This window comes from Microcystis sp. M079S1, from assembly GCF_020246425.1.
GTDB classification, from domain to species: domain Bacteria; phylum Cyanobacteriota; class Cyanobacteriia; order Cyanobacteriales; family Microcystaceae; genus Microcystis; species Microcystis aeruginosa.
Map to the genome: position 1 here is coordinate 1 of NZ_JADBSZ010000106.1, position 17,542 is coordinate 17,542.

Here is a 17,542-nt window from a genome sequence, read left to right on the forward strand (position 1 = left end):
ACTGAGAAGTTTTGATAGCTTCATCAAGCTGGTGATATTGCTCTGGTGTTCCGTTTTTTAACTTGGCTTCTACGACTAGCATTGATTAATCCTCGACCATTGGATAGTTTAATTATAACACAGTTTACCCATAGATGGTAGTATTAAAATCGTGCTTCGCAGTTAATATCCTGGTCGGATTTCATCCCCCGCAAAGGTTGATGTCTTGTCGAAAAATTTAGCGGGGGCATTCATCCGACATTTTAGGTAAGTGTTCCAGAGCTTGATCGGCGCGCAATCTTACCACTATTTCCGCTTCGGTCTCCCGAATCTGTCCTAAAAGTTCCCGAATCGCCCCGCGAAATGCCGCCGCCGCAGTTCCTAACCCCTCTAATCCGACGATCGCCGCATATCTAACCACCCACTCTGGATCCCCTTGCGAAAGTTTCTCCAGTGCTGCAAAAACCGCATTCTGAGCCTCAGAAACCCGACTTTCCGCCAAATCAGACCAAATTATATTTCCTAAGCCTCTAGCCGCCCCTCGCCGCACGCTAAAGGAAAAATCACTCACCGCCGCATCAAGCAATAAGTCCAATCCTCGCACATCGCCAATTCCCGCTAGGGCGCGGGTTGCCCAAGCTCTCGCCCCATAATTATAACCGTCTAGGTTGGCCAGTAAATAGGGAACCGCCGCTTTGCCGATGGCGATTAAACCATCCACGGCTGCCACGGAGGCACCGGGGTTATTATATCTCAGGACATCGGTGAGGGTGGGTATTGCCGCCTCACTTTTGGCGGTGGCTAAATTTTCCACGGCGGTTAGTAACTCATTAGCTGAGTCGGCTTTTTCGACGGCAATAATTAAAGTCTCAACGGTGGGAAGCATTGGTTATCAGTAGAGGGGATGAGGGGTTAGGGAGTGGGAATTAGGAATTAGGAATTAGGAATTAGGAAGTGGGGAAGTGGGGAAGTGGGGAAGTGGGAGAAGGGGAGAATAAATAAAATAATCTCCTGTCTCCTGTCTCCTGTCTCCTGTCTCCTGTCTCCTGTCTCCTAACACCGCCAACAAACTTTTAAAGATAATTTTATCGCCAAACTTTTTTCTGTAAAATATGACTAATTTCTTGGGGAAAAGGACAATCATCGGGAAAGTTAAAGGATTGATAATCGGGGTTATCTCGCAAGCTTTTTAAAGCCGTGGCATAGCAATCTAAAAATACTTGATCCCAGTAGGGGTTTAAACTAGGAGAATCCCTCAAAAGTTCTTCTAGTTCCCGTTGACTGCGCCTAATAGTTTCTTGCCAACCTCGATAATCTTCAACGTAATCAGTATAGCAAAGTTTGAGGCAGTGTGTTGACTTCTGCCCAAACTTTCTATCGTTCCAGATCAGCAGCAGCGAGTAACCTCCGTTATTGTACCAAAGACTTCATACCGTCCGCTACACTAGGGGTGTTATGCTGTTTACTAAAGCCCTAGGTAACCTAAAATCCCATTTTGGGATTATCCTAAAATAGGTTTATCTTGGAATTGCCAACTCCTGTGCTCATTAAAGCACGATGAAATCTATTTTTAGCCCAGAGTACCATGTCTTTCGTCGATGCCTGATCGCCGCTCGTAAGGATGCGAATTTAACTCAAGCAGCCCTCGCTAAAGCCATCAAAAAGCCGCAATCTTTCGTTGCCAAATACGAAAATGGTGAAAGAAGATTAGATGTGGTTGAGTTCCTTCTGGTTAGTCGTGTAATCGGTGTAGATCCTTGCGAAATTTTAAGGCAAGTTGAGCAAGCTTGTCAGTCCACATCTTGTGGGGAAGGGTTATGAATACAGAAGATGTTATTAGCCTGGCATCGCAATATCTAGATGATTTGTCTGGACATAGATTTGACCTATTAGACATTGCTAGACCAATATCGGTTGCTGCAGCAGTTAATTTGGCCAAAGTAATTTCAAAGCTATCACCACTATTGGGAAATCTGATTGAATTTAACACTGTTGAGTTTTTGAATAAGCAGGAAATATTTGCACCGTTTGGTGAATGGAAAAGGCAAGATCCAGGATTTCCTGATACTGTCTTCATGGGTAGCATCCAGCCTACCCCAGGATTAGAAATAAAAGCATGGTTCCCATTAGCTACTGAAATAACAGCCCGTTTCAAAGATAGTCAAAATCATTTTCAGTTTGATCAAACCTACGTTTCTCTAATAGCTTGGCTGCCCGAAGCGGTAATTTATGGCAAACCCAAGATTCTAGATGTATGCGTTGTCTCTGGCTTTTCAGTGGCTAAAGCGAGAGATGATCATTATCATAATCCTCCTGATTACCTTGTTCTAGAACCCGAAGATACAAGCCAAAGGAGAGCAAATTTGCAACAAACAAATACTAATGGATACAAATTTCAAGGAACGGACGAAGAACTATTTCAAGCTGAAGAAATAGTTAATTCTTGGGGAAATGATGGAAGGCTTTATAAGCCGACACAAGAGTATCAAATGCTCTTGCGGGAACTGATCACTCGCTTCAAATATAGATTAGACACTAATTTTGCCAAAATGGACAGGATTTTACATCCAGGAATTGAGGATTTTAAAAAGCGTGTTTATCAAACACATTTCTCTGGAATGAAAGTTGGACAGTGGAACAGGCTTTTAGCTAGTCGTCGAGAGGAGTTAATTAAATCTGCTTTAAGAGAACACCTTGGCATCAAAGAAGGGAACATTGATGAACTACTTGACTAAACCTTTTGACTCCATAATAGAAATAAGTTTCGTCAATTTCACAAGCGAAAGCCTTTCGATTCAGGATATTGGCAGCTAAAGAGGCACTGAAAAGCCCCCCAAATGGTTCCCAAACCACATCCTGTTCCTCACTTGAAGCTGCAATAATTAATTTCATCAGATCCAGTGGCTTTTGATTTAAGTGAACAGCTTTACCATCCTTAGACTTAATTCGTTCATCATCGCGCAAAGCTGAACGATCCCAAACATTTGTAAAACCATGAGGGCAATTAAATTTAGAGCGCATCTTCTCCCACTCTTTACCTGTTAAAGGACGCTGGCCATTTTTAGAAAAATAGGGTTTTCCCTCTGGGTTTCCGTGTTCGTTGGCATAGAAAACTAATTTTTCAAACATTTCGGGTGGGGGAAAATACCATAAATGTCCTTGATCAAAATATTTTCTTGTTGCCGCATCTGCGACACCACAAGCCAAATTAGCTTGACGCAAAGGTAAGCCCGATCTTAACCATTCCTTTCGGAGCCATTCTTTAAGTGTTAAGTCAGCAATTTTGACTTCTCTAACGTATTGGACGCAAACCTCTGTAACCACTGGAAAACGCCTTATTTTCTCTGTGTTGACATTACCTGCAATATGACCTTTTCCTTTATTCCATATATTACAATTAACATATCGCCAGCCAAATTTCTCAAGTATTGGATGTACCACAGCCCAGCCAATTTCTGAGTTCCAAAACCAAAGAGTTGTATTTGGCAAGGCCAACTTAGACCAAGCTTCCACATGAGGTTCATACCATTCAGGTAGGTCAAGATGATCGGATGTATCACCTTCAAATCCTAAAAGACCGTAGCCTCCGTCTGAGATTATTACTATAGGTTGTTCCCAAGAATCATAATGTTCAATGCTATTACCAAGACTCAGACTAACACTACTGTTATTCCAAGCTGAAAAAGCCAGTTTCTCAGTAAGTTGGACAGTTTTGCCGCGCCCAACAGTGCTTGTTGCTTTATTCTTCTTTATACTTGCCAGGCTAGGGCAAGGCTCAGGTATATCCATGGATTTTTTTATCGTCTTATAAACAGTATGAATATCAATACTCTATCCTGTTTTAGGATATTTGGCTACCCCATAAACCAATGACCTAGGAAGTTAGCCTGAGACTAGCAAACTTTCTATCTCCTCGATCAAGTTTTCCCAGTCAACTTCATCAAAGTTTTTTTGTTTTAACAGAGTGATTGTTTCGTTCAGCCAGCCAGCATAATCGGTTTTAATTAGCATAAAACCTCTGGATTTTATGAGTTTGAATTTCCCTAGAAAATAACCAATTATTTACAGCATTTCTCATAAAGATGAAGTATAATTTGAGCGGACATCGTCCCAGATTTGACCGTCTTCTAAACCCACTAACAAACTTTTAAAGATAATTTTATCGCCAAACTTTTTTCTGTAAAATCTGACTAATTTCTTGGGGAAAAGGACAATCATCGGGAAAGTTAAAAGATTGATAATCTGGGCTATCTCGCAAGCTTTTTAAAGCCGTGGCATAGCAATCTAAAAATACTTGCTCCCAGTAGGGTTTTAAACTAGGAGAATCGCTCAAAAGTTCTTCTAGTTCCCGTTGACTGCGCCTAATAGTTTCTTGCCAACCTCGATAATCCTCAACGTAATCAGTATAGCAAAGTTTGAGGCAGTGTTCTAAGATGGTGGTTAACCGGTTGCGGAGTTCACGTTTTTGACTTCTGCCCAAACTTTCTATCTCCTCGATCAAGTTTTCCCAGTCAACTTTATCAAAGTTTTTTTGTTTTAACAGAGTGATTGTTTCGTTTAGCCAGCCAGCATAATCGTTTTGAATTAGCATAAAACCTCTGGATTTTATCAGTTTTAATTTAGATAAAAAATAACCAATTATTAATTACAATAAACTATCCATTAAAGTGAGAATTTCGGAGATATTTTCGCCACTAGAATTGTTTTTTAGATGGTTTTCTAAAAGTTCCTTGAGAGCAACCAGTTTCAGACTATTTTCCGCCAAAGTATTAGCGATCGCAGGAGCAGCCGGCAGATAACCCGTAGCGCCTAAATCCATTAAAGCAGAACGACGCAGCTGTAATTCTTCCCCTTGCAAGGCATTAATCAGAATATCGCCATAGTGGGGGTTAGCCGTGAGTTGATAGAGGGCGCGGGCAGCCGCATAACGTACTTTTTCGACGAAATGCTTTAAAAACGGTTCGATGAGGGGAATCGCTTCCGTCGCTTGCAGGGTTCCCAATGCCTCGATAATCGCTTCGTAGGGTTGGACTAAATGGGGTTTTCCCGCCACTAAAACGGCCACTTCGATGCCACCCTCTAATAGTTTCTTTAAAGGTGCGATTGCGCTTCGATCCTTAAGCATTTCCAATGCCTGGGCAGCCGATTCGCGCACATAATAATCTTCACAGTCGAGACAGGCAATCAAGGCGGGAAGACAACTGAGATCATCTAATTTCCCTAAAGCGCTGGCGGCATTGCGTCGCAGGGGATAACCACCGTCAGGGGTGCGATCGCTTTCGTCCTCTAAAGCGGCAATTAACGCCGAAATCGCCTCCGGTTGACGAACGCGGAATCTACCCAACCACCAAGCGGCATAATAACGCGCTCCTAGATCTTCTCTTTGCTGGATATTAGCGATCGCTTGTTCAACAGTATAGGCTGGATTATCGACGGGAGGAGAGTAAGAATCGCTCATAGACAAGTGAAAATGGGTGTGGGGTGTGGGGTGTGGGGTGTGGGGTGTGGGGTGTGGGGTGTGGGGAAGTGGGGAAGTGGGGATAATAAATAAAAGCTGCCTCCTGCCTCCTGCCTCCTGCCGACCGACTCAGTTTTTCATAGTTGCCGCGCCATTGCCAATACCAGAATAAATTAAACCCCGTTGAGCATCGAGACTAATGATCACCCCTTCGCGGATAATTTTCGTGGCATCTTTAACCCCGACAATAACCGGAATACCCAATTTTAAACCGATAGTAGCGGCGTGATTATTCATCGCGGTATCTTCGGTGATAATTCCGCCAGCTTTCCGCATCATATCCACATATTCGGCGCTGGTGGTGGGAACGACTAAAATCTCCCCGCTGCTAAAACTACCCACTTCGCGGGCATTATGGGCTACTCGCGCCCGGCCACTAGCCACACCCTGGCCGATACCCGTACCCTTGCCCAAAAGGGATTTTACCACTTCCACCTTAATTAAATCCGTGGAACCGGCCACCCCTTGCAGAGTTCCCGCCGTCATCACCACTAAATCACCATCCGCTAGGAGGTTATTTTCCTGGGCGAGATTCATCGCCACTTGAAAAGTTTGGCTGGTGGAGGGTAAATCGAGCAATAACATCGGTTTTACGCCCCAAACTAGCTGTAACTGCTGTGCCACTTCTCGATGGGGAGTAACGGCTAAAATCGGGGTTTTGGGGCGAAATCTGGAGACGTTACGGGCAGTAGAGCCGGTTTTTGTCAGGGTAATAATTGCCGCAGCCCCCAATTGTTCGGCAATTTGACTGACTGCCGAGGAAATAGCGTTAGGAATCGATTGTTTATTGTTAGAGCGAGCGGCACTATTGATCTGTTCCCGTTCGATCCTTTCGGCAATGCGGGCCATGGTTGCCACCGCTTCGATGGGATAATGACCCACAGCCGTTTCATTGGAAAGCATGACCGCATCAGTGCCATCTAAAATCGCATTAGCCACGTCCGAAACCTCGGCGCGGGTGGGACGAGGATTACTGGCCATACTGTCAAGCATTTGAGTGGCGGTGATAATCGGGATGCCTAGCTGATTAGCAGTATTAATCAGGCGTTTTTGCAGGATTGGCACGTCTTCGGCTGGTAATTCTACTCCTAAATCTCCCCTGGCCACCATAACACCATCACAGAGGGATAAAATTTCCTCCATTTCCTCGATCGCTTCGTGTTTTTCAATTTTAGCGATCACGGGGATAGATTTACCCGCACTGGCGATTAATTCTTTAATTTCGAGGATATCTTGGGGATTACGCACAAAACTAAGGGCGATCCAATCCACATCCCACAGCAGTCCGAACATTAAATCTTTTTTGTCCTTATCGGTTAAAGCTTTCACCGACAGATAGACGTTGGGAAAATTCACCCCTTTATTACTGGATAAGACACCCCCAACCACTACGCGACAGGACAGGTCTCCTTTCAAACGATCCACTGATTCCACCCGCATTTCGACCTTACCATCATCGAGGAGAATTCTCGAACCTTCTGGGACTTCTTGGGCGAGCGAGGGATAGCTAATGGAACTTATTTCCTGATTACATTCCACATCCCTAGAAGTAAGGATAAAGGGTTCCCCCGGTTTCAGGGTGATCGACCCACAGGCAAATTTACCTAAACGAATTTTTGGCCCCTGTAGATCCTGAAGGATGCCAATGGGTTGATTGAGTTCAAAGGCTAACTGACGGATCAGGTTAATGCTGTGACGATGGTAATCGTGATCGCCATGGGAAAAGTTTAATCTAAATGTCGTCGCCCCCGCCTTGATCATCTGACGTAATGTTTCCTTATTTTGCGAGGCTGGGCCAATCGTGGCCACAATTTTAGTGCGACGGGGGAAAGACAGAGAGTGCATAGATAAGCAACTAAATAGGCGAAGTAAATATAGCGGCGTTTGGGACGCTCCGATCATCTTCTCATAAATGGTTATACCCAGTGAAAAGTTAAAAGTAAAAAAACGGTGAGATCTATAAATCCCACCGTTTTACCAAGTCCGTCAACTCAGCTTAGAAACGGAAAGTTGTCCGGAGGACACCGACAAAAATGGTGTCGTTATTACGGTTGTTAGCGTTGAAGATCGCATAGGCACCGGGGGTAATCAGGATGTTTTTGGTGACTGGGAACTTATACTGAGCTTCCACCATGTAGGAAGTGCCATCTTCCTTGTCGGAACGGGGTACTTGACCACCACCGATGGACAGGGCCGCACCTTCGGCAAAGAGATCGAGGACAGAAAGATTCAGGTTCCAAGACCAGATACCAGTGTTATTGTCTCCGATCGCATCATTAACTCCCGTGGCCGAAGCATCGGCGTAACCACCCCAGCCCGCTAGATTTAAGACTCCTGGGATAACTTGGGCGCTCGCTTGAAGACCGAAACGGTTAGCAGTAGTGCCAACGTTACCGAAGGGACGCTCGGTGAGAGGGCTGCTGACGTTACCGAATAACCCGGAACTCATACTAGCCGCAGTTTGATAACTGTGAACGTAAACGAAGTTAATATCGGCAAATTTGATGAAGGAGAAACCTACTTGCGCGCCAGTACTGTAGGAACCATTAAATAAACCGCTACCCTCATTAGGATTGCTGGCTCCGTTAACCCCACCCTCGGCTAGGTAGGTTCCCGTAACTTGGAAAACATCGCCAATGTTGAATCTGACCCCAGCACCAACACCCGAAGGACCACGGAAGACGATGTTATTGTAGCGTTGACCGCGAGATAAAGCACCCGTACCGCTATCGGCGAGGAAGGGGTTAGCAGTGATGAAAACGTCATCAAGGTTAAGGGCGTTAGCACCAACCCAAACGGTGATGTTACCGAAGGGAGTGCCGATGGGAGCGCGGTAGAACAAGTCATCGATGGTGACATCGTTGTCACGACCGTCATCGTAGGCCAGACGGGTCATGTTGGTTCCCGTCGGTCCGTTTTGGTTGAAAGTGGTGTTAAAGTTACCCGCTTGTAAACGGGTTCTTAACAGATCTTTACCAGTGAAGCTGGTTTCAAAGTTGAGTCGCACCCGATTATTAAATACTGTTTGAGTTTCATCTTGATTGCTGCCATCAGTCACCGTACCGTCGGTATTGGTAACGGAAGCTTGACCACCCCAGCTATCGGCGATACTGAATATCACCTCACCTCTGAGTTTGGTGGTGGTGGAAAATTGATTGTTTTCCAAGAAAGCAACGCGCTGTTCGAGGTTATCTACTCTAGCTCCTAAAGCCGCTAGTTCGGTCTCAAATTCTTGAACAAGACGTTTTAATTTATCGATATCTTCTCTGAGTACACCGACACCATCTTGAATTAAACGTTCCATGACGTTTAAACAAGCGTTTAAACCTGCGGCAAATTCCCAACGAGTGGTGGCGCGATCACCACGGAAGGTACGGTCGGGATAACCCACGATACAACCGTAACGTTCCACAAGACTTCTTAATGCCTCGTAGGCCCAAGCGGTGGGAGATACGTCCCGCAGTTGGTTAACGCTAGTCACCTGGGACATGGAACCCTGATAAACACCCGTATTAATCTGCTGACTATTTTGGGCGCGTTGAATGCGATCAAGTTGTTGTTGCGCTACTGGATCAACCTTGAGTTGAGGTGTACCAGGCATAGTTTGAGCCACTGCGCTGCCAGCAGCCGCTACGGAAGCACCTAATACTAAAGGAGTTACCTTTACTAAATTCTTGAATAGTTTTGGCATTGGTCAATCCTCACACCTTATTCTATGGATTGAATGGACTATGAATACAAACAGACTATATGTTTAGCCTGCAATTATAATCACATTCTATGCTAATTCCCTCTTGTCTAGGTTAAGTTAATTTTATGATTAGACAGAAATTTTTCTGTCATATCTTATTAAGATTAGGACTTACGCACTTTACAAATTAACCATGATGTGCATCAATGAAAATCCCTCCTTTCAGACTTTCGGCGATTAACTTCCCAACGATAGCGATCGCTCAAAAGTGATCAAGAAATCACGTTAAAATGCCCGAAACCCATAGATCACATTTAGTCAATCCTGTCAATGGGCAATTCCTAAAGATTTTGTTAAGATGTCAGCCGTCAGCCTTATCAGTTATCAGTGATCAGTGATCAGATGTGAGTTTTCAGTTCACTGATTACTGTTTACTGTTCACTGTTCACTGATAAAATCTCCCCACTTCCCCACTTCCCCACTTCCCCCCGCAACGCGCACGAAGTGGTCTCCCCACTTCCCCACTTCCCCAACAATAGTTGTGTGAACTAGGCTCGATCGAGTAAGTTAGAATCGAGGATGATAGATATAGTGCTAGACTTGGGGGTTAGGATATAGATCGACTCCTTGAGTTAAAAACAGCAAGATTGCTGCTGAAAACTGACGGCTATAGATAAAGACTCGATTCTTGAATTTAAGCACCGAGAAGGGAGATAAAGATGGTCAATTTTGGGCTGAATTCGGCCAGTATCTTAGGAATTTTTCTGGCAGTGGCCGGAGCGGGATTATACTTCCTGCGCTCGGTGCGGCCGGAACTTTCCAGAGATCATGATATATTTTTTGCCGCCGTTGGTTTACTGTGCGGTTTAATTCTACTTTTTCAAGGGTGGCGACTGGATCCGATTTTGCAATTCGGACAATTTTTGCTGACTGGGGCAGCGGTGTTTTTTGCCTTCGAGACGGTAAAATTGCGGGGTTTAACCACGGAACAGGCCCGCCGCAGCACGTCTTTTGTGGATGAACGTCCTGTGAGTCGGGAATATCAGGCCGAATTAGAACCCCTCGACACCTACGAACCGGAGGAACGTTACGAAGATAATCCCCGTTTACGCGGTTACGATGATCCCCGATCTTCCCGCACTTCTAGTTATCAGGACGAGGAACCCCGCAGCACCCGCACCCGTCGGCCGGCCGATACTAGCAGTCGCCAAACGGCTAATCGTCGTCCCCGCAATAGTTCCCCCACTAGCGATCGAGATGTTTATGATCAGCGCCGTAGCGGTGATGATTGGGAAGAAACCAGTCCCCGTCCCCGTCGTCGTCCTGCTAGTGAAGAGACGAGCAGTAAACCGCCCCGCACTAGCCAAAAACGTCGTCCTCGCCCAATAATTGAGGATGATCCGCCATTTAAAGGGGAATACGTCGATTATCAACCGATCGATCCTAGCGATACGAGCGATCGAGAAGATTGGGAGAGACCGGATAATAGTGAACGGGAGTCGAGTAATGATAATCCGACTAGGTTTGATTATTAAGGAGTAGGTCCGATGACCAAAGCTCCCTTTTTACTGTTTATCTGCTTGTTTTTAGGGGTTATAGGCGGTTGTAATCTCAATAACCCCGGTTTCTCTACAGGAACCCTAAATAGTCGCTACAATGACGAAAAACCTGCCCTGAGTGGTGATGGTCGTTGGCTGGCTTTGCTGTCTAATCGTCGCGGTAGTAATCAGATACTGCTTTATGATTTGCAGACAAAACAATACCAGACCCTAGGGGGATTATATACGGGTCAAGAAATTACCGATAGCCCTAGTTTAAGCCAAACGGGGCGTTATCTGGCTTATGTGGTGATTATTGAGGGTCGTCCCGTCATCGCTTTATATGATCGCATTACCGATCGTTCTGAGTTATTGAGTCAAAATTATCGCGGTTGGTTGCGAAATCCCCGTCTTAGTCCCGATGGTCGTTATCTTGTCTTTGAATCCGCTCGTCGGGGACAATGGGATGTGGAGGTTCTTGATCGCGGTCCGAATATCGAGTTAGATATTGCCGATGGCAGTCCCGTTGAAAGTCCCAAACCGTGAAACGTTATTTTTTTATTAGTCTTGTTGCTGTAATTAGTTTGTTAACTGGATGTGCTGGTTATCCCAGTTTATTGTCTTTTCCTTTCGATCGAGGGGGGAGAAGTTTAAATAGTGCTGCTAGTGAATTAACTCCCTATCTTGCCTCTCGCTATCTCGTTTTTGCTTCCGATCGCAATGGTTCCCAAGCTATCTATCTTTTTGATGCTATTGATCGCCGTTTATTGCCTTTACCTGGCCTAAATTCTCTCGATCAGATCGCTTCTAGTCCTTCCATTAGTGAAGATGGTCGTTATATCGTTTTTACTGCTAGTCGTCAGGGAAAAACGGCTATTTATCTGTATGATCGACAAACTCAACAGAGAAGGGAAATTGCTCCCGATCTCCTCGCGGAAGTACGCAATCCGATCATCAGTGCCGATGGTTCTAAAGTGGCTTTTGAAGCGGCAAAAAATGGGCAATGGGATATTATGATTTACGATCTATCCGGACGGGTATTAGTCAATGAAAATCAGTGATTATTAGACCTCTCGTAAAAATCAAAAATTGTTCTTAGGGTTAGGAGTCAGGAGTCAGTAGCCGGTCGTCAGTAGCCGGTCGTCAGTAGCCGGTCGTCAGGAGAATTAAGAATGAATAATAATCAACTGAATGGTCTATTTAAGGATTTTGTGCCATTTAATCCTTATTTTTGCCGTTTTTGAACCCTCAAAAATTATCTTAAACCCATAGCTTTTAGTCGATGTTCTAGAAATTGTTTTCCCTGTTTTTCCCCGTCAGCAATCAGACGCTGGATATTGGCAGGAGAGCGATCGAGTTTACTTTCGTAGTTGAGACTATTGGCTAATTCCGCCGACATTTCGATCATAGGAATATGGTAATCTTGATCGGGATCTTCCGGGAAAGATTTAGGAATTTTAAATGGTTCTGTTAAGGCGATCTCGCGCAAGAATTCCTCTTTAAATGCTCCTTTGAGAAATAATTGATTGAGAAAGTCAATCTGATCGAGACCTTGAAATAGGGAAACATTGCCTTCTAATTCATTGCGGCGATCAGCAATATCATCGGATTGCACGGGGATCTTATCTCTAGAGGTGGGATTAATTTTAATTACCCAAATTTCATCGGGAATATTTTCGACTCCGACAAATTCACGGCGAATTAAAGAACGGATGGGGGGATTATCGGAAAATAGTCCATCCCAGTAGGCCATAGTTTCAATGGTGACGGCAGGAAAAATGTTAGGAACACAGGCAGAAGCTAGGATATGTTCAATTTTAACTGCTTCCTCGCGCGAGTTAAATTTACTTAATTTTCCTGTCAGGACATTACAGGCCCCCATTAATAAAATTGGTGGTTCTGGTTTAGCTCCCCAAGTGGCTAATTCCGAGAAATCAATATGCGCTCTTAGTAACTGATCAAAGTTGGTAAAGCGACCGCGTAAACCGTAGGTAGCTAGGGAAAATAAGGTTTTAGTAATTGGAGAGGAAGGACTGAGATTATACTGGGGAATTAATCCTTTGCTGGCTAATTCTAGAGCTTTAATAGCTGAGTCATTAAATAGCTTTTCTTGGGGAGTTTGAGTGCTATTATCTTCCCAAAAATCAATCATTCTTTTCCAAACGACGCTATCACCTTTTTTGAGAGCATACCAGGTGAAAAATGCACAGATAGCACCGCCAGAAGTACCGCTGAGACTGACAATATTAAAGTAATCTTGCACTTTATTGTCAAATAATGCTTTTAATGCACCGGCAGTAAAAGCAGTTTGACTGCCGCCTCCCTGACAAGCGATCGCAATTTTGGCTTTCATAAATATCCTTGTCTCCTGAATGGCTTCTATCTAAGTCCTAGGGCTTTAATTTAAGGTTAATTGAAAACCTAGAATCGGATCCAAAAATATAGAAATTTTTCTGATTTTCCAGAAGAGCTGCTCGGGAGATTTTGCTATCACTTCTAGAAAAGGATAGGATTTCAAGGGAATTGTCTAGGTAATTAGCTGAAGCCATCAGCCTGCGGCTATATCCAAGCGATAATAACTAGAAAAAGGGAAAAGCTGATAACTAAAAAACTGATAACTGATAACTTATAGATTAAATCACCGTCCCGTCGGGAATAGTGGCATTTTTGAAAATAACCACGATGCCGCTGCGAACATAGAAACCTAAATCTTCGCGATTAGCTTCTTCCACACGATCTTTGTTAACAATTAAAACGTTGGAACCAATGCGAGCATTTTTATCCACAATTGCCCGACGAATAGTGGAACCGGGACCGATACCCACGGGAACTTTGGCATCTCGGACGAGACTTTCCCGTTCGGGGAAAGACTCATAAAAGTCGGCTCCCATCAGCATTGTATCCTCGATCGTGCAGTCTTTGCCGACTCGACTACGAATACCTAAAATCGAGTGATGGATGCGACATTCTTTGAGAATACAACCTTCAGAAATCATCGATTCTGTCACGGTACAATTGAGCATTTTTGTCGGTGGCAGATAGCGAGAACGGGTATAGATGGGGGCTTTTTCGTCGTAGAAACTAAAGGCGGGATTTGGTTGTTGGGTCAAGGCGAGATTAGACTCATAAAAGGCCTCAATCGTCCCGATATCTTCCCAGTAACCCTTAAATAAATAAGCCTGAAGATTGTAGTCTTTAGCCGCCGAGGGAATAATTTCCTTGCCGAAATCGGTCTGTTCTTTATTGGCATCGAGCAGATCGATTAAAACATTCTTTTTAAAGACATAAATTCCCATGGAAGCGATGTAGGGACTTTGACGAGCTTGGTCGGGACTTAAGCCTAAAATTGTCGTATCTACCCGCATTCTTTCCAATTCTGCCCCTTTGGGTTTCTCATAAAAATCGACAATTCGCCCCGAATCATTAATTTTCATCACCCCAAAAGCGGAGGCCCGACGTTCATCGATGGGAACTACCGATAAAGTGATATCGGCGTTGGTTTCCCGATGGCGTTCGATGAACTTGCTGTAGTCCATGCGATAGAGATGATCTCCCGAGAGAATTAGATATTCATCGATATCCCAATCCTTCATCGTCCAGATATATTGTCGTACCGCGTCGGCCGTGCCTTGGAACCATTGAGGATTTTCCATGGTTTGTTGAGCGGCCAAAACTTCCACGAAACCATCACTAAAACCCGTAAAATTATAGGTACGATTGAGGTGACGATTGAGGGAAGCGGAATTAAATTGCGTCAACACATAGATTTTGTCAATCTGGGAGTTAATACAATTGCTGACGGGAATATCGATTAAGCGATATTTTCCCGCTAGGGGGACGGCAGGTTTGGCCCGCAGTTTCGTTAACGGATAAAGGCGAGTTCCGGCCCCGCCACCTAAGATAATAGCTAATACTTTTTTCACGCGCGTAACCCTCGCGATTGGCTGTTTCCTTCTCAAAGTAAGTGTAGGATGATAGCGCACCTTATTGATAGAGGGGAAACAAAAATCTAGATCTAAAAGTCATCAAGAGGGAATTGATCGGAGTCTTTGGGGATAAATTGGCTAAAATTATGAATTTTTGGGCTAAATCATTAATATTCACCTTTTTTCTCCCTTTACCGTACCTAATGCCCCCTACGGTGACAGGCGATCGCTGTTCTTGGTTAGCCCAAAGTTCCGATGTACAAACTTTCGGTAAACAGGGCCAAAGCGGGAAAGTTGGCAAGGTCGGCGGCCAAGGCAAAAATAGTGACAGTTTAACCCTTTTTCTCGATGGTTCTCCCCTAAAACTCGATATTTCAGGACAAAAAGGGGTCGATGGTGAAAATGGCAGCAATGGCAGCGATGGCAACTGTAGCGGTCAACCTAGCAACGTCACACGAAATCTCCAGGCGGCCGGTGGTGGTAACGGTGGCAATGGGGGTAATGGTGGTGATGGGGGCAATGGCGGCGCTTTAACCCTCTATGCCACTAATTTAGATTTTTTAAGACAAGTAACGGTCAATGCGGCCGGAGGCGCTGGGGGTTTTGGGGGTCAGGGAGGCCAGGGGGGCAAGGGTTGTCGCTGTTCCCAACCCTTCTGGACAATTCAAACCTGCAGCGGTAGGCCGGGTGATGCCAATTATAGCTGTACCACCAGAGAATTTAGCTGTCAGGATGGTCTCGATGGGGCGACGGGTAATAGTGGTCGTAACGGTCGCGAGGGTCGTTTAGGACAGTTAACTTTAATTCAAATCGATCGCCCTTTAACTGCCGATCAACCGAGCGCAACTGTTCCCCTTTCGGAGTTAAAAGAACGGGGTTATATTCTATCTAAAAATAGTTGGGAAACTCGCACCGGGGCAGTGTCTTTATTTGCCCCCGGTTCCCTGATCGATGATCAATATCGGATTTTAGTAGATCGATCGGAACGTTCTTTTATTTTAATTTGGAATGCCCCCCAAGAGTTTAACCGGTTTGCTAATCAGCGTTTTACTTTAACCCTCGATGATCAAAAGGAAATGAAGGTAACTGTCCCCAGTGACCTCTGGATCGAGGGAACCACTCAAAAACGCAATAATGTTACGGAATTTGTCGTTTATAATGCTGTTTTTGAACGAGATGTCAACCAATTAGAAGCAAAAGGTATTACAGGAAATGGTACTGATTTAAGGCTTTTTCTCGAAGATAAAGCTTCCCAATCGAATTTAATCGGCACTAAATTTAAGGTGCGTTATCGCGTCACTCGTTGGCAAGCAGATGACCTACAAACCAGTCCCAGAACCGATTTTGTCACTCGCTATGAAGGAGATATGCCCGCTAATTTAGTCCGACAGGAGGGCAATCAATTTATTCTGGATATCGGTCAATTACCCTTACCTGTGGAATCTTTGCGATCGGGTACGGGGATAGAAATTGAGTTACTTGCTACTCGTTCTTTTGCTGGTTATTCCAAAGAACAAAAAATCGTCATTCGCGACACGATTAAAGGGGCAAATATCCCACCGAGGTAAGTCAAAAAAGCTCCCTTCTCCTTTCTCCGGCGCAGTCTTAACCAGTAATTTAGATAGTCAACTTAAGTAGCTGGTTATAATTAAATTAAAAATAGATTTTAGGTTCGATCCCCCCTTAGTCCTAGGGTTGATTCATAGTAGGGTTGATTCATGAATCAACCCTACCCTTAGTCCCCCCTTGATAAGGGTGGTGTCTGATAATTTTTAACGCCTACCTACTTACCAAAAAGCTTTAAAATATGTTGAGAGGAAGACTGGTTATTCTCTGGGGTTCACCAGAGAATGTCCCGATCAGCGAAAAAATCAAGGGGAAAATGGGCAGTATTTTAAGTGTGGCGCCGATGATGGATTATACCGATCGCCATTTTCGCTATTTTTGGCGACAAATTAGCCGTCGTCCCCTTCTCTACACGGAAATGATCACGACGATGGCGATTAAACATGGCGATCGCTATAAGTTGCTGGGGTTCTCCCTAGCAGAAAAACCTCTAGCTTTGCAGTTAGGGGGTGATAATCCCTATCTTTTGGCAGAATGCGCTAAAATAGCCGAAGATATGGGTTATGACGAGGTAAATCTCAATGTGGGTTGTCCTAGTTCTCGGGTAAAAGAGGGCAATTTCGGCGCTTGTTTGATGGCTAACCCGGAATTAGTCGCTAGGGGAATATCGGCAATGAATCAAGCTGTATCGATTCCCGTGACTGTAAAACAGAGAATTGGCATTGATGATCAAGATAGTTACGAAAATATGGCCAATTTTGTCCGTATTGTCGCCGATGCCGGTTGTCAACGTTTTACCATCCACGCACGCAAAGCTTGGTTACAGGGATTAAGTCCCAAGGAAAATCGCACCGTCCCCCCCTTACGTTACGATGATGTTTATCGCCTAAAAAATCAGTTTCCCCATTTGTTTATTGAAATTAATGGCGGTATCATTAATTTAGAACAGGCTAGACAACATTTACAATTAGTAGATGCAGTTATGATCGGTCGGGCAGCCTACGATAATCCCTATTTATTTGCCACAGTTGATCGAGATTTTTATGGGGAATCGGTTACTCCTCCTACCCGGGAAGAAGTAATCAAAAAAATGCTTCCCTACATCGATGAATGGGTGAGTAAAGGTTATAAATTACACCAGATCAGCAAACATCTTTTACAGCTTTTTGCCGGCCAGCCCGGAACTAAGGCCTGGAAGCGTTATATTAGTGAAAATAGCCATTTTCCTGGGGCCGATTCCGGGGTAATCTGGCAAGCTTTACAGCAGGTAAACTCCCTAAATGATCTGGCTAATCTGTCAGCTTCCCATTGATTTATTTTCCTT

At 44.5% G+C, this 17,542-nt stretch carries 16 protein-coding genes and 2 pseudogenes; 7 read left to right on the forward strand and 11 right to left on the reverse strand.

Annotation, left to right across the window (positions count from 1 at the left end):
- The 3 genes and pseudogenes from IM456_RS06430 to IM456_RS06440 all read right to left on the reverse strand — a co-directional run.
- Positions 1-82 (reverse strand): annotated as a pseudogene (locus IM456_RS06430) (transposase); the annotation flags it as partial.
- Between the two features lie 135 nt (positions 83-217).
- On the reverse strand, positions 218-865 hold the full coding sequence (cpcF, locus tag IM456_RS06435) for a C-phycocyanin alpha-cysteine-84 phycocyanobilin lyase subunit CpcF (protein ID WP_149986135.1): 648 nt from the start codon (positions 863-865) through the stop codon (positions 218-220).
- A 199-nt stretch (positions 866-1,064) separates the two neighbouring features.
- Positions 1,065-1,328: pseudogene (locus IM456_RS06440) on the reverse strand (DUF29 family protein); the annotation flags it as partial.
- Between the two features lie 208 nt (positions 1,329-1,536).
- Here IM456_RS06440 and IM456_RS06445 point away from each other — a divergent pair.
- Together IM456_RS06445 and IM456_RS06450 are read left to right on the forward strand one after the other, a co-directional pair.
- Positions 1,537-1,800 carry a helix-turn-helix domain-containing protein gene (locus IM456_RS06445; protein WP_002768755.1) on the forward strand — a complete coding sequence of 88 codons (264 nt, stop codon included), beginning with the start codon at positions 1,537-1,539 and terminating at the stop codon, positions 1,798-1,800.
- Positions 1,797-2,714, forward strand: a complete 918-nt coding sequence (locus IM456_RS06450; RefSeq protein ID WP_287691339.1) for a hypothetical protein — start codon at positions 1,797-1,799, stop codon at positions 2,712-2,714. The genes IM456_RS06445 and IM456_RS06450 overlap by 4 nt, the downstream gene beginning before the upstream one ends.
- Here IM456_RS06450 and IM456_RS06455 read toward each other — a convergent pair.
- The 6 genes from IM456_RS06455 to IM456_RS06480 all read right to left on the reverse strand — a co-directional run bounded on the left by IM456_RS06455 (position 2,680) and on the right by IM456_RS06480 (position 9,188).
- Positions 2,680-3,768, reverse strand: a complete 1,089-nt coding sequence (locus tag IM456_RS06455; RefSeq protein WP_287691340.1) for a DNA methyltransferase — start codon at positions 3,766-3,768, stop codon at positions 2,680-2,682. The two genes, IM456_RS06450 and IM456_RS06455, sit on opposite strands and share 35 nt — an antisense overlap.
- Before the next feature lie 93 nt (positions 3,769-3,861).
- A complete protein-coding gene (locus IM456_RS06460; protein ID WP_502845895.1) occupies positions 3,862-3,990 on the reverse strand; it encodes a DUF29 family protein in 129 nt (42 codons plus the stop codon).
- A 148-nt stretch (positions 3,991-4,138) separates the two neighbouring features.
- Positions 4,139-4,570, reverse strand: a complete 432-nt coding sequence (locus IM456_RS06465) for a DUF29 domain-containing protein (RefSeq protein ID WP_149986139.1) — start codon at positions 4,568-4,570, stop codon at positions 4,139-4,141.
- Positions 4,571-4,624: 54 nt separating this feature from the next.
- On the reverse strand, positions 4,625-5,437 hold the full coding sequence (gene cpcE / locus IM456_RS06470; RefSeq protein ID WP_149986140.1) for a C-phycocyanin alpha-cysteine-84 phycocyanobilin lyase subunit CpcE: 813 nt from the start codon (positions 5,435-5,437) through the stop codon (positions 4,625-4,627).
- A 129-nt stretch (positions 5,438-5,566) separates the two neighbouring features.
- Positions 5,567-7,342, reverse strand: a complete 1,776-nt coding sequence (pyk, locus tag IM456_RS06475; RefSeq protein ID WP_149987199.1) for a pyruvate kinase — start codon at positions 7,340-7,342, stop codon at positions 5,567-5,569.
- A 151-nt stretch (positions 7,343-7,493) separates the two neighbouring features.
- Positions 7,494-9,188 carry an iron uptake porin gene (locus IM456_RS06480; protein WP_287691342.1) on the reverse strand — a complete coding sequence of 565 codons (1,695 nt, stop codon included), beginning with the start codon at positions 9,186-9,188 and terminating at the stop codon, positions 7,494-7,496.
- A gap of 719 nt (positions 9,189-9,907) precedes the next feature.
- On the opposite strand from IM456_RS06480, the gene IM456_RS06485 reads away from it, so the two are divergent.
- The 3 genes from IM456_RS06485 to IM456_RS06495 are packed head-to-tail and all read left to right on the forward strand — an operon-like array spanning position 9,908 to position 11,787.
- Positions 9,908-10,723 (forward strand): Ycf66 family protein, encoded by an 816-nt coding sequence (locus tag IM456_RS06485; protein ID WP_287691344.1) that lies wholly within the window; start codon positions 9,908-9,910, stop codon positions 10,721-10,723.
- A 12-nt stretch (positions 10,724-10,735) separates the two neighbouring features.
- Entirely contained in the window at positions 10,736-11,272 is a 537-nt protein-coding gene (locus tag IM456_RS06490; protein ID WP_287691346.1) for a TolB family protein, read from the forward strand.
- Positions 11,269-11,787, forward strand: a complete 519-nt coding sequence (locus tag IM456_RS06495) for a TolB family protein (protein ID WP_002793901.1) — start codon at positions 11,269-11,271, stop codon at positions 11,785-11,787. The genes IM456_RS06490 and IM456_RS06495 overlap by 4 nt, the downstream gene beginning before the upstream one ends.
- Before the next feature lie 194 nt (positions 11,788-11,981).
- Here the strand turns inward: IM456_RS06495 and IM456_RS06500 are convergent, their stop codons facing one another.
- Positions 11,982-13,079: a patatin-like phospholipase family protein gene (locus IM456_RS06500; protein WP_002798918.1), complete on the reverse strand. Its 1,098-nt coding sequence runs from the start codon at positions 13,077-13,079 to the stop codon at positions 11,982-11,984.
- 280 nt (positions 13,080-13,359) lie between these two features.
- A complete protein-coding gene (locus tag IM456_RS06505) occupies positions 13,360-14,649 on the reverse strand; it encodes a glucose-1-phosphate adenylyltransferase (RefSeq protein ID WP_149987195.1) in 1,290 nt (429 codons plus the stop codon).
- 206 nt (positions 14,650-14,855) lie between these two features.
- On the opposite strand from IM456_RS06505, the gene IM456_RS06510 reads away from it, so the two are divergent.
- Together IM456_RS06510 and dusA are read left to right on the forward strand one after the other, a co-directional pair.
- Positions 14,856-16,220: a collagen-like protein gene (locus IM456_RS06510; RefSeq protein ID WP_287691357.1), complete on the forward strand. Its 1,365-nt coding sequence runs from the start codon at positions 14,856-14,858 to the stop codon at positions 16,218-16,220.
- A gap of 314 nt (positions 16,221-16,534) precedes the next feature.
- On the forward strand, positions 16,535-17,530 hold the full coding sequence (dusA, locus tag IM456_RS06515) for a tRNA dihydrouridine(20/20a) synthase DusA (protein WP_125732672.1): 996 nt from the start codon (positions 16,535-16,537) through the stop codon (positions 17,528-17,530).
- Positions 17,531-17,542 lie beyond the last annotated feature (12 nt).